15 protein-coding genes and 1 pseudogene are annotated in these 23,930 nt (G+C 70.9%); 9 read left to right on the top strand and 7 right to left on the bottom strand.

The features are described from left to right. Nucleotides 1-33: 33 nt before the first annotated feature. Nucleotides 34-693 (bottom strand): hypothetical protein, encoded by a 660-nt coding sequence (locus LQ51_RS31425; protein ID WP_052745008.1) that lies wholly within the window; start codon nt 691-693, stop codon nt 34-36. A 194-nt stretch (nt 694-887) separates the two neighbouring features. Further along, entirely contained in the window at nt 888-1,286 is a 399-nt protein-coding gene (locus LQ51_RS20830; RefSeq protein ID WP_046568223.1) for a CPCC family cysteine-rich protein, read from the bottom strand. Between the two features lie 124 nt (nt 1,287-1,410). On the opposite strand from LQ51_RS20830, the gene LQ51_RS20825 reads away from it, so the two are divergent. Both LQ51_RS20825 and LQ51_RS20820 read left to right on the top strand, forming a co-directional pair. Next, nucleotides 1,411-1,986 (top strand): ArsR/SmtB family transcription factor, encoded by a 576-nt coding sequence (locus LQ51_RS20825; RefSeq protein ID WP_046568222.1) that lies wholly within the window; start codon nt 1,411-1,413, stop codon nt 1,984-1,986. Beyond that, entirely contained in the window at nt 1,986-3,287 is a 1,302-nt protein-coding gene (locus LQ51_RS20820; protein ID WP_046568220.1) for an MFS transporter, read from the top strand. The genes LQ51_RS20825 and LQ51_RS20820 overlap by 1 nt, the downstream gene beginning before the upstream one ends. A gap of 156 nt (nt 3,288-3,443) precedes the next feature. Here LQ51_RS20820 and LQ51_RS20815 read toward each other — a convergent pair whose 3' ends face one another. Next, complete coding sequence (locus LQ51_RS20815) at nt 3,444-4,337, bottom strand: RICIN domain-containing protein (protein ID WP_197087859.1); 894 nt, start codon at nt 4,335-4,337, stop codon at nt 3,444-3,446. 29 nt (nt 4,338-4,366) lie between these two features. Further along, nucleotides 4,367-9,010, bottom strand: a complete 4,644-nt coding sequence (locus LQ51_RS20810) for a golvesin C-terminal-like domain-containing protein (protein ID WP_052745007.1) — start codon at nt 9,008-9,010, stop codon at nt 4,367-4,369. A gap of 272 nt (nt 9,011-9,282) precedes the next feature. Here LQ51_RS20810 and LQ51_RS20805 point away from each other — a divergent pair, with 272 nt between their 5' ends. The 3 genes and pseudogenes from LQ51_RS20805 to LQ51_RS34585 all read left to right on the top strand — a co-directional run. After that, nucleotides 9,283-12,567 (top strand): AfsR/SARP family transcriptional regulator, encoded by a 3,285-nt coding sequence (locus LQ51_RS20805; RefSeq protein WP_082159565.1) that lies wholly within the window; start codon nt 9,283-9,285, stop codon nt 12,565-12,567. Nucleotides 12,568-12,716: 149 nt separating this feature from the next. Further along, nucleotides 12,717-13,907 (top strand): GNAT family N-acetyltransferase, encoded by a 1,191-nt coding sequence (gene eis, locus LQ51_RS20800; RefSeq protein ID WP_046568217.1) that lies wholly within the window; start codon nt 12,717-12,719, stop codon nt 13,905-13,907. A gap of 54 nt (nt 13,908-13,961) precedes the next feature. Continuing rightward, nucleotides 13,962-14,230, top strand: a pseudogene (locus tag LQ51_RS34585) (DinB family protein); the annotation flags it as partial. Nucleotides 14,231-14,326: 96 nt separating this feature from the next. Here the strand turns inward: LQ51_RS34585 and LQ51_RS20790 are convergent. Continuing rightward, entirely contained in the window at nt 14,327-14,890 is a 564-nt protein-coding gene (locus LQ51_RS20790; protein ID WP_231605815.1) for a GNAT family N-acetyltransferase, read from the bottom strand. A 152-nt stretch (nt 14,891-15,042) separates the two neighbouring features. Between LQ51_RS20790 and LQ51_RS20785 the strand changes: the two genes are divergently transcribed. After that, on the top strand, nt 15,043-15,423 hold the full coding sequence (locus LQ51_RS20785; RefSeq protein ID WP_046568214.1) for a hypothetical protein: 381 nt from the start codon (nt 15,043-15,045) through the stop codon (nt 15,421-15,423). A 240-nt stretch (nt 15,424-15,663) separates the two neighbouring features. On the opposite strand, the gene LQ51_RS20780 is transcribed toward LQ51_RS20785, so the two are convergent. Together LQ51_RS20780 and LQ51_RS20775 are read right to left on the bottom strand one after the other, a co-directional pair. Next, the gene (locus tag LQ51_RS20780; RefSeq protein ID WP_046568212.1) at nt 15,664-15,996 is read right to left on the bottom strand and encodes a hypothetical protein; all 333 of its coding nucleotides are present in this window, start codon (nt 15,994-15,996) and stop codon (nt 15,664-15,666) included. Between the two features lie 144 nt (nt 15,997-16,140). Then, complete coding sequence (locus LQ51_RS20775; protein WP_052745005.1) at nt 16,141-17,268, bottom strand: barstar family protein; 1,128 nt, start codon at nt 17,266-17,268, stop codon at nt 16,141-16,143. 795 nt (nt 17,269-18,063) lie between these two features. Here LQ51_RS20775 and fsxC point away from each other — a divergent pair. From fsxC to fxsT, 3 genes are read left to right on the top strand one after another with little or no spacing between them, the layout of a single operon-like run. Further along, nucleotides 18,064-19,260, top strand: coding sequence for an FxsC protein (gene fsxC, locus LQ51_RS20770; protein WP_046568210.1), 1,197 nt, complete (start codon nt 18,064-18,066; stop codon nt 19,258-19,260). Next, the gene (locus LQ51_RS20765; protein ID WP_046568208.1) at nt 19,257-19,994 is read left to right on the top strand and encodes a TIR-like protein FxsC; all 738 of its coding nucleotides are present in this window, start codon (nt 19,257-19,259) and stop codon (nt 19,992-19,994) included. Before fsxC ends, LQ51_RS20765 begins: the two co-directional genes overlap by 4 nt. A 29-nt stretch (nt 19,995-20,023) precedes the next feature. Beyond that, on the top strand, nt 20,024-23,914 hold the full coding sequence (fxsT, locus tag LQ51_RS20760; protein WP_046568206.1) for an FxSxx-COOH system tetratricopeptide repeat protein: 3,891 nt from the start codon (nt 20,024-20,026) through the stop codon (nt 23,912-23,914). The last annotated feature ends 16 nt before the right edge of the window (nt 23,915-23,930 follow it).

Below are 23,930 nucleotides of genomic sequence, written 5' to 3'. Positions count from 1 at the left end.
GTCCGCGACCGCCTTCGGGTCACCCGCTGCGGGCTAGGGCCACGCCCGGGACCCCTCGAACGACACGTGCACCGCGGTCCCCTCGACGAAGACGCTGACGCACAACGAACGCTGATCAAGTAGCCAGCCAGTCGGTCGGCAGGACCGGCCGTCATTCCCGAGGCGCCACCCTCGGCTTGCCAGATGTTGTCGGACCTGCTCGTAGACGCCGCTCGCCGGCTGCCCGGGGCGGCCGGTCACGGTGATGAAACGACCGCATGCACCCGACCCGCACGCAGTACCAACCGGTTCCTCGACGGTGGCGTTGAGGCCGGCCGGCACCGGCAACAGTTCGTCGGCCGAGGGGATGAACGGCTCGCTATTGAACGTGTAGAAGGAGAACGGCGCGCATACGCACGCCACGAACGAGGCCAGCACGACCGCCATCCCGTACGCCCTCGAGCCACGGGGTCGTTCGGCCCGGCCGAGCCGCCGGCGCTCGACGGCTCGGCCCACCGCGATGATCGACACGGCGACGGGAAGGTAGCCCACGCTCAGCTCCGCCTGCGCGCGGGGAAAGGCGACAACGACCGCAGCCGCGATCACCGCCCAGCCGAGCAGCACCAGGCCGACGATCCACCCGATCCGCCGGGTCCGAGCGACACGCCACCACACGACGACTGACAGCGCACCAGATACGGCGAGGGCGATCACCCCTTCAGCATGATCGGTTGACCGTCCAGCCGGAAGCCCGCCGTTCGGACCTGCCCCGCAACCCGTGGCTCAGCCGCTACCGGCGGAGCCGTGTCAACTGCCGCCGTCGCTTGTCATCGCCCGTCAACGCACCCGCATCGGCGTTTCGCCACGCAGGAGCGACTCTGACCGAGCCGGCGTGCGGCCCAGCGACGTCACGTCGTCTCTGGCGCCGATCGGCGGCGTCTGCGCTCCTCCCAACGGGCTTGTCGCTCGGCATAGGCACGCCGCGCATCCGCCAGGCTGACCGGCCGTTCGGCGTACGCGCGCCGCGCCTGCGTCAGACTGAGCGAACCGTTGGGGCCACCCCGCACCGTGTCCGCGTCTTCGTCATCCTGCCCGTCGTCCTCCCAGCCGCAGGCGAAGCAGATCTCGAACTGGCCCCGCCCGTCGAGCGTCGGGTGCCGACAGCAGGGACACGCGTACGGTCCGCCAGCCGCTTCGGCCACTACGGATCGCTCGTTCAACGCCTCAACGTACTGCTCGAACCACCTGGTGCGGCTGGCGGGTTCCGCTCCGGACGGCCTGTCCTGCTCACCGGCATGCTCGTCCATCCGCCGCACCTCTCGTTGTCGATCCGGCCCGTAGCGGAACAGTCTCAGCGACACCGGGGGTCCGGGTAACACCTTCCCAGAACATATCTTGGCCAAGAAACGTTGGCCAAGGTATGTTGGGTCGATGTCGTCCAGCCAGAAGAGGCAGATCACCGACCCGCAGGCGCTGCGCGCGCTCGCCCATCCCATCCGGCTCAAGCTCCTCGAGCTGCTCACCGTCGACGGTCCGGCCTCTGGTCGAAAGCTGGCGGACCGCACCGGCGAGTCCACGGCTTCCATCAGCTATCACGTCGGTCAGCTGGCCAAGTGGGGTCTCGTCGAGCCCGCACCCGAACTGGCCGAAGGACGCGAACGCCCGTGGCGCGCAACCAGCCGAGGGATCACCTGGTCGGCGACCGGTGACGGCTCACCGGAGTTCGTCGCCGCCTCCCGGGCACTGCGAGAGCAGTTCATCGCCCAGCGGCTCGCCGCCCTGGACGACTACCAACGCCACCAGGACGACTTCGACGCCGGCTGGCAGGAAGCGGCCTGGGTCGGCGAGGACATCGGCTACCTCGACCCCGACGAGCTGGTCGAGGTGACTGAGCGCATCAAAGCCGTCATCGGCGAGTACACCGCCGCCACCCGACCCCGCTCGGCGCGCGCCCGCCGCGTCGCCTTCTTCGGGTACGCCGTCCCCACGCACGAGGGCCCGAGCTGATGCTGCGCACACCAGGACTGCTCGCCCTGTTCCTCGCGAAGCTGCTGTCCACCTTCGGCTCCTGGCTGACCCTCCTGGCGCTGCCGTGGTTCGTCCTGGTGACCACCGGCTCGCCGGTCAAGATGAGCGCAGTCCTGGCCGCGGAGTTCCTCGGCGTCGTGACCCTGGGCCTGCCCAGCGGCAGGGTCGTGGCCCGGCTGGGCGTACGGCGCACCATGCTGATCTGCGACGCGGCGCGCGTGCCGCTGATGGCGCTGATTCCGCTGCTGCATCAGGCGGGATGGCTGAGCCTGCCGGCCCTGCTGACGGTCTCGTTCGGCCTCGGTGCGTTCACCGCGCCCTACGTCTCCTCGCAGCGCCTCATCCTGGCCGACCTCCTCGGCCCGGCCCGGGGCACCGACGAGAAACTCCTCGCCCGGGCCAACAGCCTGATCGACGGTGCGACCAGAATCGCCGCCCTTGCCGGGCCCGCCCTCGGCGGCCTGCTCATCGCCCTGCTCGGACCCGCCCAGGTCCTCTGGATCGACGCCGGCACGTACCTCGTCTCCTACCTCATCCTGGCCGCCTTCGTCCGACCGCCCGCCACTGCGGTCACCGCCGCGGACAGGGAGTCCTCCCGGGCGAGCGACGAGCAGACCGGCACATTCGCGGGCTTACGCCACGCGCTGCGCCATCGCGCCCTTCGGCTCTTCGTACTCGCCCTGACGTTGGTGACCATCTCGGTCCCCGCTGTCTTCATCTGCCTGCCGGTGCTGGTGATGAACGACCTGGGGGGCGACCCTCGAATGCTGGGGCTGCTCATCGCGGCAAACGGCGCCGGCCTCGCCATCGGCAGCCTCGTGGCCATCACCGGCCTGGGCCGGATGAGCAACACCGCCCTCACCGGCGCCGCCGTGCTGCAATGCGCCCCGCTGTGGCTGCTGCTCATCGACCAGGCAGCCGCAGTGGCCAGTGGACTGTTCCTGGTAGGACTGGCCACGCCGCTGCTGGCCGCGACGCTCAACACCCGCGTCACCCTGCGCACCCCGGCACCCATCCGACCTCACGTGATGACCGCAGTGACAACCAGCGAGAACCTGGCCGCCTTCATCGGATACACCGCCGCCGGACCGGCACTGCACCTCAGCGGGCTACGCACAGTCTTCGCCGCGATCGCAACCCTGGCCACCCTCGGCGCGATCACCTTCGCCATGGCCCTCCGCGCCGACCACTCACCATCGGTCAGTGCAGCTGGGCGGATACCGGAGGTTGCGAACACCGCGCACCGTCAGGGCTACGGCAAAACCTACTCCCGGGGATGAAGTGGTGACCTCGTGCGCCCGACGTGCGGGCGGCGGGCCGTGGAATCAGCTGTCGCGCTGCCTCCACGGCCTGCCGCACCGGAGAGGGTTACGGCTCCTGCTCGTCTGTGGCCGGGCGGCCCGGGCCGAAGGTCTTGGCGACCCGGCCCGGCGCTGTCAATCCCACCACTTGTCGGTGCAGGCCTCCTGCCGCTGGTCGTAGGAGTTGTACACACACGCCCAGTACACGGCGTTAGGCTCGTAGCCGCGCACGATGGAGTATCGCGTCTGCCCGGGATCGACCCGGAGCGGCGTCACCTCGGCGCCGGCGGCGGTGTCCTTGAACAGCTGCAGGAGGGCGCTGGAGACGGTTCCCGACGGCCAGGTCAGTCGGGCCCAGAACGATCGGCAACCGACCGAGAAGAGAAGGACCAGGCGCACACCGCCGTAGGTCTGCTCCTTGACCTCGTCGGCGCCGCTGCTGTCGCAGTCGTTCTGGTCGGGCCACTGTCCGTCGCACGCCATGGCGTAGCAGCGGGCGGTCGGCCATGACTGGGCGGAGGAGCCGTTGCACCCCCACATCTGCAGGTCCTGGCCCTGGGTGAAGGTGCTGCTGGGCACGTCCACGCAGACGCCGCCGTCGTTCGCCGCCTGCAGCCGGTAGCTCTGACCGCTGTACCGCGGGATGCTCCAGCGCTGGTTGACGGTGCCGTTGCAGTCCTGCACCTGCACGCGGGAGCCCGAACCGTTCCCCGTACGGCCGAGGCACAGCCACCGGTTGTAGCCGGGGTGCAGGTACTGCCCGCCCTCGGTGGAGGCCTCCTGGAACCAGATCTGGTTGGAACCCCCGTGGTCGCCGTAGAGCTGAACAGCGGCACCGTTGCCGCCGGAGTGGTCGACGTCCATGGCCAGGCCGTAGTTGCCGCCGGCGTGGAAGGTCCACTTCGCCCAGCTACCGGGGAACGACGAGTCTATCGGTGGTGCCGCGCTGGCCGCGGTCGGGAACAGCACCATCGCCAGCGCGATGATCAGGCCAGTGGCCGACGCCAGGGATCGGCGAAGTCGATTCATCTGTCCTCCTTGTACCGGTAGCGGGTTGATCAGCAGACGGAGAAGGTCCGGGGTGTGTCGGTGTCGAGCAGCGGCACGGTCAGGAAGGTGCCGCCGTTGGAGAGCAACTGACGACCGGGGCCGAACGAGCCGCTCGGAATGGCGCATCGGCTGGCCATCCCGGTGAGCGCCCCGGTCACCGCCGCGTGCTGGGCGATGGGGACGAGCGTCAGCTTGGTGCTGTTCGGTGAGGTCGCACCGGCGCCGTGCGGGTCCCAGGACACCCCGAGTTCCGTGGTGAAGAACGGGTACTCGGCACAGGCGTAGCCGCTGGGGCGGGGTGCCGGGCATTGGGTCTGCACGATGCCGTCGCGGTTCATCCAGTCCGTCAGGAACCCGCCGATCTGCTTGGCCTGGCTGTCCACGTACGCCTGCCGGACCCACTGTGGGTTGGCGGCGATCGCGAAGTTCACTGTGGCCGCGGGGCCGGGGGCGTCCTTGGCGGTGGTGAACAGGATCGGCTCGTGCATGCACGGGTCGCCGTACAGGCCGGCGGCGGCGGTGAGGGCCAGGCAGCGCCGGGCCGCGGCGAGCGCCTGGCTCGAGGTGATGGTCCAGCCGTCGGCGGCCCGGGACGCCACGTACGCCTGGATCCGTTGCTGCACCGCCGACTCGCCGCTGGCGCCGGCGAGCGCCTGGTTGATCAGGGCGGCGAACTGGGCCTGTCCGGACGCCAAGGGGTGGAAGCTGCCGGAACCGGGGGTGGCGGTGCCGCTGCCGGTGGAGGAGGTGGGTAGGGCGCCGGCCACCCACGGGTCTCCACCGCACAGCCAGTGATCGTTGGAGCCGGCGCCGCGGCGCCACTGGTGTGTCGGGTCGACGAAGCTGATGTCGATGCCTTCGCCGCGTACCTGCGTGACGGTGCTGCTGACGGCGGCGCTCAGCATCCCGCCCATCGCGTTCATGAACCGCATGGTCTCCGGACCGACGCCGCCGCACAGCGGCACGTCCGGCCAGTCGCCGAACAGTTGCGGGTACCCCATTACGATGATCTTGGCGTTGGGTGCCCGGCGGTGGATCGCCCGGTAGGTCGCGGCCAGATGCCCGGGAAGCAGGTCGGAGATGACCTCGCGTTCGAAGACGTTCAGCGGCTTCGGGTCGAGCACGCCGCTGCCGGCGGCCCTCAGTTTGTAGCTGTCGGCGTAGCAGCCCTCCACAGGATTGACGATCAGGCATCCGCGCAGCACGTCCGCGAAGCGGGCGTCGTTGCCGCCGATGGAGAGGGTCACCAGCGTGGTGTCCTCGTCCAGGTAGCCCTGGTCGACCTGTTCCACTTCGCCGTAGTGCTGGTCCCGCTGCCCCCACGGGGTGTACCCCGCCCGGTCGTACTCGGTGTTCGTGACCGAGTCGACGGTGACGCTGGTGCTCATGGATCCGGCGCAGGCGATGAACGCGTACGACGCGGTGCCGGCGGCCGCCTCGGCGGCGATCGTCTGGCTGTGCCCGGGCGAGCGCACCAGCCGGGAGTACGCGCCGGCCGACCGGTGGCAGGCGTTCGTCCGGCCGGGGGTGATCCGCCGGTAGTCGCTGTCCAGGTCATACGGCTCGACGCCTTCGCCCGAGGAGTACGAGTCGCCCAGGGCGACGTACACCGCGGAGGGCCTGACGGTCGGGACGAACGCGACCGCGTCGAACGCGACGTTGTCCTCGCCCTTGCCGTCCTGCGTATCCGTGCTCAGCCGCACGCTCGGCACCCCCGCCACCGGAAAGACGCCGAGGTCCACCCAGGTGTTGGCCTGCCTGGCCTGGTTTACCACCCGGAACCGGCGGAGGCCGTTGCCCAGGTCGATGACGTACCGGGCCTGTTGGGTCCAGGCGCCGTGGTCCGGGATGTGCACGCGGATCCGGGTCCATCCGTTCATCGCCGTGTACGGGCGCCAGGTGGCCGTCACCTTCATCGAGTCGGCGCGATCCCCGGGCAGGTGGGTGTAGGCGAACCAGAAGTGGCTGCCGAACCCGCCGCCGAGCTGATGGAAGTCCACCTTGGACGGGTAGTTGCCGGCGGCATCCGCGCCGAAGTCGAGGGTGAACGTGCCGCCGTTGGCCCAGCCGGACTTGTCGCAGCCGGGGCGGATCGGGGGGACCGCCGCCGCGACGTCGTCGACGATGACGGCGTTGGCCGGGAAGCCGGTGCGCGAGCAGGACGGCGGATACGCGGTGCCGTCGGCCTGGTACTCCCAGCCGGGGTCGAACCGCAGCAACTCCCGCCCGCACGCAGCCGAGCAGTCGCTCTTCCAGCCTCGCGCCTCGTGGTACCAGCACTTCAGGTCGTACTGGCCCGCGGCGTTGCGGTGCGCGCACGGGCCGGCCGGCTCGCCGGCCACCTCCGGGTCGGTGGGCGTGATGACCGCCCCGTACGCGCAGTCGTTGCTGGTGTCGCAGAACAGGTCGACCGGCGGTTTCACCGCGGCCCGGTTGGCCGGTGCGGTGGCCTCGGTGCCCGGCCACCAGGCGGGCCGGAAGGCCGCCACCAGCGTGTTCGGCGCCTCGAGGATCTCGACCGGGTGGCCGGCGAAGCCGAGCACCTTCTCCGGGTACGGCCAGTCCTGTGGGTGGGCGGCGTCGGCGTAGGTCTTGTCCATGAACGGGTCGCGGTTCTGCTTGTAGCGCGGGTTGGCCGGGTTGTTGGCCCAGCCGACGCCCCACGCGCCGCCGTTCGCGGCGGCCTCGCTCTGCGGGTGGAAGCCGCTGTTGTACGCCCAGACCGCGAGGAACCAGTTCTCCAGGTACTGCGGCTTGCCGTCGTTGACGACGAGCCCGGCGGCCCGGGTCTCGTTCCACTTCTGAGCGAGCATCCGCACGCCGAGCGCCACGTTGACGGCGAAGTCGAGCGCGATGGCGCGCTGCGTCTGGTACGGGTAGGCCGTTTCGCCGGGCCGCTCCGAGCCGACCAGTCGCATGCCGTCGGTGATCTGCATGACGCCGTACCCGCAGTCGGCCTTCGACCAGTCGATCTGCCAGTCGTTGCTCGACGTGCTGTCGTAGAGCGGGCGGCCGTAGTAGTTGCCGATCAGCGGGTTGCCCGTCTCGCCGGGCACCACGTGGGAGGACGCCTGCCACACATTGGATTCCTGCGCCGCGACGCCGAGAGCGACCTGGGCCGGGATGTAGCCGCCGCCGCTGAGCTGCACGGCCGGGAACAGGCCCTGCGGCGTGTAGGCGGGCATGCCCAGGTTCTTCCAGTTGGCCGGGCGCTGCACGGTCAGCACCTGACGGACCGCCTGGTCCACCGCCCACTCGACCTGCCGGGGCTTGGGCTGCGTCACCTGGTCGAAGGCGTTGTTGCGGGGCACCGAGCAGGTCCGCTCGGTCTCCAACGGGTCACTCGGCGACCCGGTGCTCGCGGCCATGGTCCGGGCGGCGGCCGGGCGAGCGGCGGCGGTCGCCAGGGCGGGGTGGCGCTGGCGACCGGCACCGCTGCGGTCCTGTGCCGGCGCGGCCGGGTCTACCTGGAAGCTGACCCGCCGCCCGGTGCCACGCACGGTCACCGTGAGATCCACCGTCCGCGCCGCGTCCGGGTTGGCCACCGGTACCCGGGGATCGGTCGTCCCGGACCAGGTGACGGCCTCAAGAACGGCTCGGCCCTCGGTGGAGACCTGCGCGTACTTGGTCGCCGCGGGCAGCAGCGTGACCGTGTCGGGGTGCCGTTCCGTGGCCCAGGTCGCCGGGCCGGTCACGTAGGCCTGGCCGCGGGAGCGGGACAGCTCCACCTGGGTCAGCGGGCCGCGGGCGAGCGTGACGACGGGCGCGGTGGTGGCGCCGGGCGCGGTGGTGGCCACCCGCCGGACCAGGGCCTGATCCGCCTGGCGATCGAGGAAGACCACTCCCCCGTCGGCGTCCGGAACCAGCCGGTACGGCACGGCGCCGGTGCGGGCCAGGGTGCGCAGGCGCCCGGTGCGCTCGACGCGCAGCAGACGGCCCTGGCCGGCCGCGAGGATGCCACCACCGGGCGCGGGGACGGCGGACGTGACCTGGTCGGGCACGACGGTGGCCGGGCCGGCGCGGCCGCTCGACGCGTCCACCTGGACGATCCGGGTGGCGAGACCGGCGGGCTGGTCGTCGCCGCTCTCCTGGGTGAACAGCACGGCCTCGCCGGTGCCGCAGCCCGGGCTGAAGTAGGCCAGAGTGGCTTGGAAGGCCAGCTTGCGCACCGCCCCGGTGGCCAGGTCGACCACGGCGGTGAACCCGCCCCGCGCGCCGAGCAGCGGGGTGTTGGTGAAGGTACGCGGCGCGTAGGTGACGGCCAGTCGCCGGCCCGACCCGGTCACGCAGGCGTTGCCGATCCACTGGTCGGCCTCGAAGCCGGGCTCGGCGAGGGTGGTGACCGTCCGCCAGCTGTAGCCGTCGCGAGCGGACGCGGTGAGGATGTGGAACCCGTTGCCGTCGCCGGAGGTGGCGACGAGGCGGTCGGTGGAGCGGCGCCAGCCGGGACCGAGGATCGCGTCCCGCTGTGCGGGCTCGACCGTGGGCCGGCCCGACGGGCGTTGGGTTGGCGGCGCAGGGGTTTCGGCGGCCGCCGCGGCCGGAGACGACCCGGCCGCGGCGGGTGGCGCCACGGCCCCCAGCGTCAGCGCGACGGACGCCGCGAGCGCGGCGGTCGCGGCGCGCGACAGGGATGACCGGCGACAGATCATGCGACTGTCCCTCCTGCCCGGACCTACGAGTGCCGGCTCCGGGCCGGGCCCTCCGGGTCGGGCTGATCGTCGGCGACCGGCCGTCCCGCGGGCGGGTTCGACCGGTGGCGGACGCGGACTGTCGCGGCCGCAGCCACGAACCGGGCCGCGATCGCCCTGGCGGGTGTTTGGTGCAGGTTGGCAGAGGCGTCCGGTGGAGGGTCTTATCAAAGTCTTATCGACGTATTTAGGATCTTGACTGGGGAGCCACGACGCACCCGGCGGGGGAACACATGTCGAATGCTCAGGTGCTGGGCCCGGTACGGATCGTCGCCGCGGGGCGGACGGTCGACCTCGGGCCGCCCAAGCGGCGGCTGGTCTTCGTCGCCCTGGCCGTCGACGCGGGCCGCCCGGTGCCGGTCCGTACGCTCATCCGCCGGGTCTGGGGCGAGGACCCGCCCGCGGACGCCCGCAACGCGCTCTACGGGCACGTCATGAACCTGCGGCGGGTGCTGGCCGCCCTCTCACCCGAGCGGCCCACCCTGCAACGGGACGCCAACGGGTACCTGCTCGACGTCAACCCGGAGTGGATCGACCTGCACCGGTTCGTCCGGCTGTCGGATGCGGCCCGGGCGGTGCGTGACGATCCGCCGCGGCACGCCGAGATGCTGCGCGAGGCGCTGAGGCTGTGGCAGGGCACGCCGTTCACCGGCGTGTCCAGCCCATGGCTGGGCGAGGTCCGGGAGGAGTTGCGTGAGCGACGGCTGGACGCCGTGCTCGCCTGGGCGCACAGCGAACTGCGCCTGGGAAACCACCCACCGATCCTGGCCCGGGTACCGGCCCTGCTGGGCGAGTACCCGCTGGTCGAGCCGCTGGTGGCGGTGCTGATGCGGGCGCTGCACGCGGCCGGCCGCACGGCGGAGGCGCTCGAGCGCTACGCCGCCTCCTGCCGGCAACTCGCCGAGGAACTCGGCGTCGACCCGGGGCCGGAGCTTCGCGAGGTGCACCTGCAGCTGCTGACCGGCGCGCCGGATGGCCGCCCGACACCGGTCACCGCAGCCCCGGACGACCGCCAGAAGCCGCCCACCGCAGCGCTGGGCAACCGCCCGACGTCGCCGACCGCAGCGCCGGAGCCGGTGGCGCCGAGCGGTGCGCCGCCGCGGCAGCTTCCACCGGCTTCCACGCCGTTCGTCGGACGGGAGCGCCAGGTGCGCGCACTGGACCGGCTCGGGGCACTGGTGGTGATCTCCGGCATGGCCGGGATCGGCAAGACCGCCCTGGCGGTGTGGTGGGCGCACGAGGCGCAGGCCCGCTTCCCGGACGGTCAGTTGTACCTCGACCTGCGCGGCTGGGGCGACACCCCGCCGCTGACCCCGCTGGACGCGCTGACCCACCTGCTCGTCGCGCTCGGCACGCCGCCGCACCAGGTCCCGCCCGACGACCGGCTCGCCTCGGCCATGTTCCGCACCGCTGCTGCCGGGCGCCGCCTGCTGGTCCTGCTGGACAACGCCAACCACGCCGACCAGGTGCGCCCGCTGCTGCCCGGCGGGCGCGACTGCGTGGTGCTGGTGACCAGCCGGCGCCGGCTCACCGGCCTGGTCGCCCGGGACGGCGCCGCCGAGCTTCCGCTCGACGTGCTCGCACCGCAGGACGCCGTCGCGCTGGTCGGCAGCCTGCTGCGCGACCGCCCGCAGGAGGCGTGGGAACTGGCGAGAGCGTGTGGCGGTCTGCCGCTCGCGCTACGGATCGCGGCGGCCAGCGCCGCCCTCGTCCCCGGCGCACCACTGGACCTGCTGCTGGACCGGCTGCGCTCCGAACGCCGGCTGGACGCGCTGACCCTGCGGGACGACGCGCACGCGGCCGTCGAGGTGGCCTTTCGGCACTCGTACGCCGCCCTGGACCCCGGGCAGCGGCGGCTGTTCCGGCTGCTGGGTGAGCTGCCGGTGACCGAGTTCGGCGTGGAGCTGGCACGCACGCTCGCCGGCGAGGACGCGGCCGCCTGCGCCGACCCGGCCGACGTTGACGACAGCACACGGGAACGGTACGAGCGGGGCGACCCGGTCGACGCGCTGGACCGGCTCGTCGACGCCCACCTGGTGATGAGACGGGCCGCTGACCGGTACACGATGCACGACCTGCTGCGCGACTACGCGCGGCAGCGGGCCGCAGCCGAGGAACCGGAGGACGGGCGGCGGGCCGCCCGGCGGCGCTGCTACCGCTGGTACCTGGACCGGGTGTTGGCGGCGGCGCAGACGCTGTACCCGCAGATCGTACGGCTGTCACCGGAGGCGCCGACGGTCTTCGGCACGGCGCGGGAGGCCGCCGCGTGGCTGGACACCGAGCAGGCCCAGCTGGTGGAGGCGATCGGGAGGGCCGCGGAGCACGGCGAGCCTGCCGCGGCCTGGCTGATCGCCGACGCGCTGCGCGGCCACTTCCTGTCCGGCCGCGCGCTGACGGCCTGGCTGAAGGTCTGCCGGATCGGCCTGGCCGCCGCCCGGGCCGAGGGGGACCTGCGGGCTCAGGCCGCCATGCAGCTGGGGCTGGCCCAGGCGTACGCGGCCGGGGGCCGGCACCGGGAGGCGATCGAGACCTGCCGGCAGGCGGCGCGGCTCAGTCTCACGGCGGGCTGGTCGGCCGGGCGGTCGGCCGCGCTCACGGTGCTGGGGGTGCAGCACTCCCGCCTCGGCCAGACGGAGAAGGCCGCCGCGTATACCAGCCAGGCGCTGGCCCTGGCCCGGGCCAACGGCAAGCCGTCCAGTGTGGCGATCAACCTGAACAACCTGGCCGTCATGAACATGCTGCTCGGCCGGCTCGACCTCGCTCGGGAGCAGCTCATCGAGGCAATGGACCTGCACCACGCTGCCGGCACCCGGCGCGGCACCGCGGCGGTGCTGGTCAACCTCGGTACGCTCCACCAGCGCGAGGGGCGGTTGGAGCAGGCCGAGCGGCGGCTGCAGGACGCCGCCATGATCTATCGACAACTGGCCGACCGGGCTGGCGAAGCGAGCGCGCTGGGTTACCTGGCCCTGGTCCAGCGGCTCACCGCCCGACCGGACGAGGCACTGCGTACCGCCCGCTCCGCCCTCGGCCTGCTGCGCGGCAGCGGCGACGCGCATGCGGAGGCGCTCGTGCTCACCAGTCTCGGCGCGGTGCGCCACCGGGCGCACCAGACCCGGCTGGCCGTCGCCTACCAGCGCCGGGCCCTGCACCTGGCCCGGTCGGCGGGTGACACTCAGTACACCTGCGTCGCCCTCATCGGGCTGGCCGAGGCGCAGTCGCGTGCCGATCCGGCGGCCGCGGCGGAGGCGGCCGACGAGGCGCTGCGCCTCGCCCGAACTGCGGGCTACCCCCAGTTCGAGGGGCAGGCGCTCACGGCGCTGGCCCGCGTGCACCTAGGCCGGGGCGACATCGCCACCGCGGTGAGCCTGGCAGGCCAGGCGGCGGACCTGCACCGCCGCACGGGCCACCGCCTCGACCTCGCGCACAGCATGAGTGTCCTGCGCCGCACCCGGCAGGGGACAAAGACCCACTCCCGTCCGGAGCATAGCCCCAGGCTCTGCTCTGACTGTCCCGGCTGAGTCCACCGCCGGCCAACGCCGTTGATGTCGACTGCGATGTCAACGACTGTGCAGCACGGCTCCCGCCTCGGGCCTCCGCACAATCGACTTCCCTTCCGCCCGATCAAAATCGCTGCACCGGCCCGATCAGCCGCGACTATGGTGGCCCGATGTCCGCCACCGCGCACGTGCGTGAGCTCACCCTCGACAACCTCACCGACGCCTGGCAGCTCGGCCGGCACGCCTTCGGCTTCGACCCGCAGCCGCCACCGCAGGTCACCGTCGCGCTGCCCGGCCTGACCCGCTACGGCGCGTTCGACGCCACCGGCCGGATCCTCGGCAGGGCGGTCGACCTGCACCACGAGCAGTGGTGGTCCGGACGCGCGGTGCCCGCCGCCGACGTCGCCGGGGTCGCCGTCGCCCCCGAGGCCCGCGGCCGGGGCGTGGCCCGCGCCCTGCTCACCGGCCTGCTGCGCGGCGCCCACGACCGGGGCGCCGCCGTCAGCGCCCTGTTCCCGACCGTCACCGCCCCCTACCGCGCCTGCGGATGGGACGTCGCCGGGGTGCTGCGCACAGTCGACCTGCCCACCGTGACACTGCCCCGGCACCGCCCGGCCGCACACCTGAACGTCCGCGCCGGTACGCCCGCCGACCTGTCCGCCGTCGCCGCCCTCTACGAACGACTCGCCCGGGACCGGCGCGGGATGCTCACCCGACGCGGCGCCCTGTTCGACGCGCACACCAGCACTGACACCCTGCCCTTCGACGGCCTCACCCTGGTCGAGGAGGACGATCACCTCGTCGGCTACGCCGCCTGGAACCGTGGGCGCGGCTACGGCGACGACGCCGTGCTCACCGTCGAGGACATCTTCGCCACCACCGCCGACGCCGCCCGGGAACTCGTGGGCGTCCTGGCGAGCTGGCACAGCGTCGCCCCGAAGGTGCGGCTCCGCCTGCTCGACGGTGACGCCGTCAGCGCCCAGCTGCCGCTGGAAGCCGCCCGCGAACACGAGTCGCAGCCGTGGATGCACCGACCGGTGGACGTCACCCGCGCCGTCGCCGTGCGCGGCTGGCCCGCCCACGTACGCGGCACCGTCGAGTTCCACCTCACCGATCCGCTCGCCGACTGGAACACCGGCACCTGGCGGCTGGCGGTCGCCGACGGGGCGGCCGAGCTGACCCGGATCAGCGGCGACGCCGACCTGCACCTGACCGTACGCGGCTTCGCCCTGCTCTACAGCAGCGCCAGCACCGCCGCGTCCGTCGCCGACGCCGGCCTGCTGCACGCCACCGGCGCCGACCCGCGGGCGCTGGACCTGCTCGCCGCCGGCGGAGCGGCGCACCTGCTCGACTACTTCTGACCGCCGTTCACCATCGCCAGCTCAGACCACCGCAATCACACCGCCCAGACCCGGGCACTGCACGCCTTCGACGACATGTATAGGAAATGGAACGCGGGGTTCGCGACCTGTCGGACGCCGACTTGGAGAATCCGCCCACGATGGGTCCCGAGCGGTTTCCCATGGAGAACAGAATCCTGCACGTCAACAGAGAGCTGATCCATCACGGCGCCGAGATTTCCCTGCTGCGCGACCTCTACCGCTGGCAGGACGAGCCGTACCTGGCCGAACGTGACCTTCCGGCCCTCGGCGATCGAGCTTCAGAAAGCTACGTGCCTCCGTGACGCTCCTGCGGGAGCAAGCTCCAGTGAAGCTGAGCGACTTCTGGCACCGGACGGGCACCGGGGCCGGCCCGTCAACCGTCGGCCCTGGACTCCACGTCAGCCACGCGGCGTCGCCGAGCGCGACAGCCACTCTCGGGCCAACACCGCGAACACGAGCCGGTCCGCCCACTCGCCGCGGAACAGGTAGCTCTCGACATGCCGCGCCTCGCACCGCATCCCCAACCGCGTCATCAGCCGGGCCGACGCCTCGTTGCTGGCGTGGCACCGGCCGTAGACGCGGTGCAGACCGAACTCGTCGAAGCCCCAACCCAGCAGCGCCGCCACGGCCTCGGTGGCCAGCCCACGGCCGGAGAACTCCGGGTTGAAGACATACCCGATCTCAGCGGTACGGTCGGCCTGGCTCCGCCAGACCAACTCCACGGTCCCGGTCACCCGCCCATCCACCTCCGCGGCCAAGGTCAGGACGTCACCCTCGACACGCAACCCGTCCTCGCGGGACATCGCCGCCACCGACTCCCGCGACTGCTCACGGCTACGCGGACCGTTGCCCAGCATCCAGCGACACACGTCAGGCCGACGCTGGAACGCGTGCACATCATCGAGGTCGCCCATCGTGACCGGCCGGAGGGCAAGCCGGCGCGTGCGGATCGCGGTGAACACGGCCGCAGCGTACGGGATCCCAGCGCGCACGGCCGGACAGTTTCGCCAGAGCCAGGCCGGGGACAGGCAGCCGCCCATATCAGTGGAAACCGTGCCTCCTCGTGGCCGCCGCGCACGCTCCGGACCCATGATCGCCGGTATACGATCCGCCGGTGATTCGATCTTTCGCCGCGAGTCTGCTGGGCGCCACGCTCCTGCTCGCCGCTTGCAGCGACGCCAAGCCGGAGCCAAGCCGGCCCAGCCCTGACGCCTACGGCCGCGGTGGTTGCGTTCGGCTGGCGCAGCTGGTGGAGAAGAACGACCGGTTCTATTCCTCGAACCTCACCGCAGCGTCCCGCGCGGTTCGTTCAAGTGACCCCGCCGTCAGCGCAGCCGGCAAGCAGTTGGTGTTGGCCGCGAAGGAAGCTGGCGACCTGGACGTGGGCAGCCACGGCAAGGCCGACCTGACGCAGGCCGAGGCCGGTATTGCCGACGCTCAGCAGAAGCTGATGACCGCGTGCCGCGACCTGCTAGGCGAACAGCCCTGGTCCTGACCCTGCGTCGACGGGCCGTCCCGCGCCCCTAACCCATTCACATCCTGGTCATCGTCCGCAGACGCCGGCCACGGGGTGCACGCTGCAGCACGGGCACGTCGACAAAGCAGCCGTGTCAAACGCCGTCGTCGTTCGCGGGCCTGACCTGACGGTCCCGTCTCGGCGGTCTCGCGTGGCCTCGGCTGGCCCCACAGTCCCGGTCAATGGCGCGCTGGGTCAGTCCTGGTTCCTCGGCCAGCGCTACCAGCGGCGGGCCGAGCGCCATTCGTCCGCAGCCTTCCGCCCGGCCTTCGCCGCCCGCCGGTCCGCCCTGTCCAGCTCACGCCGCCGGAAACCCGTGTACAGCTTGTAGCCGGCATACACGGGCAGGAGTAGGGCGCCGTAGAAGAAGCTGTAGCTCCCTCCCTGAAACTGAAATGCCAGGTAGATCGCGTAGGCGGCGGATGCCAGAGCGCCGAAGCCGCTGAGAATCCGGTACTCGAGCGAGGTCGCCCCGAACCCAGTGATTGCCACGAGCAGAAGAACGATGGCGCTCACGCCGAGCGCGACGATGTAGAGCAACAGCGCTGCCATAAAGACCTTCCCTGTGGCAATCCCCTGGCAAGTCGGACGGGAGCCTAGCCGCCGCCTATTTGCGGCCTGCGGCCCGGTCGCTGCCTCGACCACACCGCATCCGGAGGTCCTCGACCGCTCCCCCGTAGCAGCGACGGCCTCGGATCAACGCAGGTCGATTTCGACGCCGTGTTCCGCGAAGATGCCGAGCAGGTACTCCATGGTCACGGCCGGTGCGAGTCGTAGCCGGTCGTAGCCGTCGACGAGGTGTTCCCGAGCGACGGTCGAGTCGTGCCACGCCAGCCGGAACGGCGTCGATGCGCCGAACCTTCCGCACAGGCAGTCGTCGAAGGCGTCGAGGTTGCTGCCGAAGTATCCGCCCGGGCCGTTGATCGCCTCGCCGATCGCGCAGTAGAACCCTTCGATGTCGGTGACGAACCGGCCGTCGAGGTCGTACCTGGTACCGGCCGGTCTGTCCTGCGCGACAGAGTGGTGGGCGGCCGCGACCATGGCCCATTGATGCCGCAACTCCCGGCCGTAACCGGACCACATGTTCTTCTGGGTGGGCGGCCCGTGGCGCCAGCGCGTGAGGATGTCGAGGACTCCCGTGGGCAACGGTTCCTGTGGGTCGCTGTCGACAGTCACGTCAAGAAGCCCGTTCCCGAACCGCGACTGCTCGCCTGACTCAACCGTTCCGGACACCACGACGTCGATAACCCGGTGGGCAGAGCCGTCGGCCGCGATCGTGTGCACCTCAGCGCGGATGCGACGGCGCCGCACGCTGGCCCTGGTCGACTGCCCGACCGCGTCGAGCGCGGCCAGCAGTGGCGGCTCCGGCCGGCAGCCGAGGAGCCGGACCTGCGGCACCGGCGGTGGAGCCTGCTCGCGGAACACGCCGCTGACGTCGCGGCACGTGCCGTACCCCGTCCCGTCACCACCCAGAACGACGAATTCGGCGACCTTGCCGGGACGAACGAGGGCGTCCGTGCGGTTATGAACGTGGACGAACCCGTCGAGGTCGATGTCCACAGTTCCGACCCTCGCCCGGCTTGGCCGGTGCCCGAGCACGACCACGTCACCGAGGTCCTCCCCCGACCAGGACGGCGAGATGCCCGGCGATGGCGCAGGCTCCGTTATCGCGACGTCACCGAGCCAGGCCCGTTCGGTGCCGAGGTCCTCGGCGGGCAGCCGGTCGAGCAGGTCGGCGAGCGCGCCGTCCGGAGCGCAACCGACGAGAGTGAACCGTTCCCGCGGTCGCGGAGGCAGATCGACGAACAGTCCTTCGATCTCCACACACACCGCTAACGGCACGTCGTCCTCGTAGACGCTGTCGAAGCCGACGTCGCCAAGCAGCAGCCACCGCGGGCCCGCCGGAAATTCCTTGTCCGGTACCGCTGCAGCGGCGCACGGTCATCCTCGGAGCCGGCGCTCGTCGTCACGCCAGGACTCTAACCGGGCTACCGCCGCTCGTGGGTGTCCGTCTCCGTCCAGAGCGAGCGCCGGGGGGCTGTAAGACGAACGGCGCAACTCCTGATCAAGGAGCAGCACCTGATGTCCGAAGGATCGATCGCGCTCGAGCATTCCAGATCACGTGCCGGATTGTTGTGGGGTTACTACTCGTCCTGGCGGTCCTCGGCGTGTTCTTCGGGCTCTTCGCGCACCTGCCCGCCGCCGAACCGTCTTCTTCTTGTCTGCCATGACGTGGTCCTACCCGGACCGGATCAACGTCCCGTCCAACGGACCACACCCAGGTCAAACACGGAAATCTACGCAGTCCCCGACCTGGTCGAGGCCCTCGATTGGCTACGCGCCGTCCCCGACACCCAAGATCCGCAAGACAGAACCTGGCCGGCCGCGGCTGTCGGAATCCGGTCACCATCAATGAGCCGGTACGCCGAGGCCCGGAATTCGTGGTGACGAACGGCCCGACGACGGCCATCGCGAGCTCGCCTGATTACGGTTAGTAATCTGGGCCCTGGAAACGATTGCGTGCCCGGCGGCACGCGTGTATTTATGGATGCCTGGAGGATCCAGCGACCTGCTCCGAGACCGCGCCTCCGTGTCCGACTGAGCGTGTCCGGAGGGGTTGTGACCCTGATTTTCGTCAGTTACCGACCAGACGAGGACGGCGGCTATGCCGAGGCCCTGCTCGCTGATCTGTGTGACGCGGTCCGGCTACTGGGTCAAGCGGAGCGGCCGTTACGGGTCTTCCTGTCCACCGACGAGTCGGTGATCGGCGACGATTGGAGCGCCGGGGCCCGCGACGCGCTGACGGACTGCACCGTGTTTCTCGCGATCTGCTCGCAGCGATACTTTCTGACCGAGCGTTGCGGACGCGAGTGGTGGACCTTTCAGGACCGGCTGGCGCAGCACGAGACGGTCACCGGTCGCCGGCCCCGGGCGCTCGTTCCGATCGCGTGGGGCGACAGTGGGCTGCACGGTGACCTGCCAGCCGACAGGTTCACCACCGACATCGCCCGACATGACGATGTCCGGGCTCTGGTGCGGCTCAGGAGCAACCGGGACCGGTACCGGGAGTTGATCGATCATCTCGCTCGGCACATCGTGGAGGTCAGCCACAATGATCCGGTGCGTCCCACGGCGGCGCTGCTTCCCTACCGGGTCACCCCGAACGCCTTTCGGGTTTTCGGTCGTCGCCACAATCACCCGGCCGTGATCGGACCCGGGTCCTCGCCTCCGGCGGTGCGGTTCGTCCTCGCGGCGGGTCGGCGTGACGAGATGGCGCCGGTGCGGGAGGACGTCACCTATTACGGCGCCCACCGCACCGACTGGCAGCCATACCGACCGCAACGCTCGGACACCATCGCCGTGCAGGCGCAGACCGTCGCGGCGGATCATCTCTTCCACTCGGATGTCGTCGACAACATCGAGGACATCGTGGAGGTGCTGGAGCGGGCGGACGGCGACGACGAACTGGTCGTCATGTTGGTCGACGCGTGGGTGGTGCGGCTCGCCGCGCATCGCAAGGCGCTCCGCGCGGCCGTGCGGCACCGCGATCCGGCCGTGGCGATGGTGGTGCCGGTCAACGTCACCGACGCGGAGACCACGAGTGCCCGGGAACAGTTGACCGCGACGCTGTCCCGACTGCTCGCGGCCCGGTCGGGACCGATGCTGCGGGTCGGGCCTGAGTCGGCCGAGGAGTTCGAGCAGGAGGTGGGCAGCATCCTGGAGACCGCGCGCAACCGTACGTTCCGGTCCGCGCATGTCCGCAGAGTCGCCCCTGGCGCTCCGGCCGGGAGCCGTCCGATGCTCGACGCGCCTTGAGCCGCTTGTCGGCCGGCGCGGCCGGCAACGGGTCCGGCCCCGAATTTCTGTTCTTCGTCAGCTTCGCCGGAGCGCACGAAGCCGACAGTGAGTCGGTCACCACCTTCTTCAAGGATCTGTGCAACGAGGTGCGGGCCGCTCGTGGGACCCGCTCGGACGACCCAGCCGGCTTCCTGAGCATCGTGAGCCTGGGGCTCGGTTCGGACTGGTCGGAGGAGATCCGGACGGCTCTGGGCACCTGTCAGGTGTTCCTCGCGCTGTGTTCGCCCGGATATTTCGGCAGCGTCTGGTGTGGCAGGGAGTGGAGAGCCTTCGCCGACCGGCTGGCTGTTTATCGGCGGATGACCGGTCGGTCCGCGCCCTCGCTGCTTCCGCTTCCCTGGCGATCGACGCGGATCCCGGCGCATCTGACGGACATCCAGCACACCGACTCGGTTCTGCCGGCCGTGGTGTTCGCCAAGGGTCTGTTCCGGGTGATGCGGCAGACCCGGTACCGCGACGACTACGATGAGTTCATCGCCGAACTCGCCGGGTTGATCGTGGAGACGGCACGGGAGCACGTCATCCCGGCGTCGCGGCCCGGCACCGACTTCGACAAGCTGCCGTCCGCGTTTCCCCTTGTCCCCCAGCCCCGCGACGGCAAGGACGCCGCGCGGTCCGATCCCGACCGTGGTGCTCGACGTCGACCAGGCCTCGGCGACCCGGACGAACTTCCCCGCCTGCATGGCAGCTGACCGCGTCAGCGATCCTGAAGGAGATTCCGGTGCCCAGTACCGACCCAGCGTCCGCCACCGGTGAGCCGCGGCAGGGGCGCATCATCACTTTCTACTCCTACAAGGGCGGCAGCGGTCGGACGATGGCGCTGGCCAACACGGCGTGGATTCTGGCCAGCAACGGCTTCAAGGTGCTGGCCGTCGACTGGGACCTGGAATCGCCCGGTCTGCACAGGTATTTCCACCCGTTCATGAAGGACCAGAAGCTGCGCCAGACCGAAGGTCTGATCGAGTTCCTCCAGCGGTACCGGGCGGCCACGTTCACCTCCGACAGTTCGCCGTCCTGGTTCGACGAGGTGACCCGGCTCGGCAGCGCGACCATGTCACTGAACTGGGTGTTCCCTCAGGGCGGGGTGCTGGACTTCATGCCCGCCGGTAAGCAGGACCAGCAATACTCCGCAAAGGTGTCGAAGTTCGACTGGGACCACTTCTGGCAGGAGCTCAACGGCGAGCGTTTCATCGACGCGCTGGCGGCGAGGATGCGCCGCGAGTACGACTTCGTCCTCGTCGACAGCCGGACGGGGCTCAGCGACAGTGCCGGGATCTGCACCGTCACGCTACCGGACACGGTCGTCGACTGCTTCGCTCTCAGCACCCAGAGCGTCTCGGGGGCGGTCAGCGTCGCCAGATCGATCGTCCGCGCCAAGGACTCGATCAAGGTCTATCCACTGCCTGGACGGGTCGAGCCTTTCGAGCAGGCGAAGCTGCAGCGGGGCAGAGACTACGCGCAGCGCAAGTTCCGGCAGTACGTCGAGGCGCTGGGAGTCGAGCCGGACCGGTACTGGCGCGGCGTCGAGGTGCCGTACAAGCCTTACTACGCGTACGAGGAGATCCTGGCGGTCTTCGGGGATCGTCCCGGCGAGCCGAGCACACCGTTGTCGGCGTTCACGGCGCTCGCCGGTCTGCTGGCCGGCCGCGACCTGACGGTGCCCGAGACCCCGGAGCCGCAGCGGCTGTCCGTGCTGGCCCGGTTCGAGCGGACGGCCAGCGCGGGTCCGCTGCGCATCGTGGTGCACTACGCGGCCATCGACCGGATCTGGGCCGAGTGGATCGGTCAGGAGCTGGGCCGGATCGGTCACGTCTGCGTGCTCGTCGGTCCGACGGTGGCGCAAGCTCCGGAGCTTGGCGACGTCGACCGGGTCGTGGCGCTGCTGTCCACCGCCGGGTTGACGTACGAGGACGTCTCCCGGTATTGGCGCCGGGAGATCGACCGGGCCGACCTGCGCCAGGAGGAGGTCCTGGTGTTGACGCGGCTGAACGGGCCCGCGCTGCCGGTGCCGGCCGCGGTGGCCGGCACCGCCGACGTCGGCAACCGGCGCGTCGATGACGCGATGCAGGAGGTGTTCACCGCGCTCGGCATCCGGTACGCGCCCCGGCCCGCCGCCGTGGGTCAACCCGGCATCCGTTACCCCGCGCAGGCCAGTGAACGGTTCCGGGTGCCGACCCGGCGGAACCTCGCGTTCGTCGGACGCGACGAGACGTTCGAATGCCTGCGGGATCGCCTGCTGGACATCAACGGGACCGCGGCCGTGGCACTCACCGGCATGAGCGGCATCGGCAAGACGCAGATCGCATTGGAGTACGCCTACCGTTTCGCGGCCGCGTACGAGGTCGTGTGGTGGATCTCGGCCACCAGCGCCGAAGAGGTGAGCGCCGGCTTCGAAGGGCTGGGTGAGGAGCTCGGGGTGCCGCGCGGGCAGGAGGGGGCGGGCCGGCTCGAGGCGGTCGCCCGGGCCCTGCGGGATCGGGGTTCCGGTAGCCGGTGGCTCATCGTCCTGGACAACGCCGAGGACCCGGCCGAGTTGGCCGACCTGATCCCGACCGGGGTCTGCGACACGATCGTCACCACCCGCAACCAGTTGTGGTCCCGTACCACAAGCGAACTCCAGATCGACGTGTTCGACCGGTCCGAGAGCGCGGCACTGCTGGCCAGGCGTGGGGCGCGGCTGGACGACGAGGAGTCCTCGGTGCTGGCGGAGCGGCTCGGTGACCTCCCGGCGGCGATCGAGACGGCGGGCTACTGGTTGGCCAGCACCGCCGGCAGCATGGCGGACTACCTGAGGCTGCTGGAACAGCACAGCGTCGAGGCCCTGCGGTTGCCCGAGTACGACACGCCGGTCACCGCGACGTTCTCGGTGGCGATCAACTCGCTCCGCGACCGCAAGCCGTCGGCCGCCCAGCTCGCCGAGCTGTTCGCCTTCTTCGCGCCGAACCCGATCCCGACGGCGATCCTGCGATCCGAGCGGATCGCATCGAGGCTCGCCGCGCAGGACGCGGCGCTGCGCGATCCGCTGCTGCTCAGCACCCTCATCCAGGACATCGGCCGGTTCGGGCTGATCAAATCGGATCCGGCGAACCACAGCATCAGCATGCATGTGCTCACCCAGCAGGCGATCCGGCACAGCCTGGGCCCCGCCGAGCTTGCCGAAGCCCGGGTCGTCGCCCAGGAAGCGCTCGCCGACATCAACCCCGGAGACGCCGACAACGCAGAGAACTGGCCGCTGTACGAGGCGCTGCTGCCGCACGTGCACGCCCTCGACGCGGTGACCTCGACCTCGGCGGCGGTACGGCAGCTGATCATCGATCTGGTTCGCTACCTGCGGCTACGCGGCTACTATGCGGCCGGCGAGCAACTTGCCGAACGCGCGCTGGCGGCATGGAAGGAACTGTTCCCGGATCCCGACGATCTGATGACGCTGCTGCTGCGCTTCCAGTACGCCAACATCCTCGGCGTCACGGGCCGGACGCAGCGCGCGTACGAGATCGACACCGAACTGATGCACCGGTTGGCGCGGGTCGTCGGCGAGGACCACCCGTACACCTTGATGGTGGCCGGCAGCTACGGGCGGGACCTGCGTCAGCAGGGCAGGTGGGCCGACGCCAGGGAACGGGAGTCGCGAACGTACGAGCTGATCCCGACCGTACTCGGCGAGGACCACCCACGGACTCTGATGGCCGCGCACAACTACGCCCTGACCATGCGGCTCGCCGGCGACTACGCGCGGGCGGAACGGTTGGACCTGCAGACGCTGCACAAGCGCCGCCGGCTGCTGGGCGAACGCCACCCGTTCACGTTGTCCAGTGCGGATGCCTACGGCACGGACCAACGCGACAACGGGGACCTCCGCGGCTCCCGGATGACCCTGGAGATGACGTGGAAGGCCTACGAGGAGGTCCTCGGCGAGGAGCACCAGGACACCCTGCAGACCATGCGGAACTACGCGACGACGCTGCGCTGGAACAACGAGCCGGGTCTCGCGGCGAGCCTGCTCGACACCGCGCTGCCGCGCTACGAACGAGCGCTGGGCGCCACGCACCCCGCCGCCGTCGCGTGCCAGCTGGAGCGGGCGAACGTGGCCTCCGACCTCGGTGACGACAGCCTCGCCCGACGCCTGGCCCGCGACGCCGAGCGGGCCTACCAGCGGCTGTTCGACTCGAAGCACCCGCTGTATCTGGTGGCGCTGAACAATCTCTCGGTCTTCACCCGCCGCTGCGGCGACGTCCCGACCGGTCGCGCCATGGCCGAACAGGCGGCCGCGGGATTTCAGGAGGTGCTGGGCCCAACGCACACCATCACGGCGCTCAGCCTGGTCAACGTCGCGAACGCCGCGGCGGCCGACGGCGACGGCGAGTACGCGCGGCGGATGGACGCGCAGGCGTACGACATCCTCCGGGAGGCGCTGAAGCCGGAGAACATCGCCCGGATCGGCGCGCGGGTGAACGTGACTGTCGGTCGACTCGACGGCGGCGACTACGACGAGTCCGCCTGGAGCGACGCGGTGGCTTTCGCCGCGGAGGTGTTGGGCAACGACCACCCGATCACCAGACTCGGCCGGGAGCGGCTACGGATCGACCTCGACATCGAGCCGTTCGTGCTTTAGCAGGTACCGCTGCCCG

It is taken from the genome of Micromonospora sp. HK10, from assembly GCF_000982955.1.
In the GTDB taxonomy this organism is placed as follows: domain Bacteria; phylum Actinomycetota; class Actinomycetes; order Mycobacteriales; family Micromonosporaceae; genus Micromonospora.
Note: the sequence above shows the minus strand (reverse complement) of the source record. Positions and strands in the feature narration are given on the sequence as shown.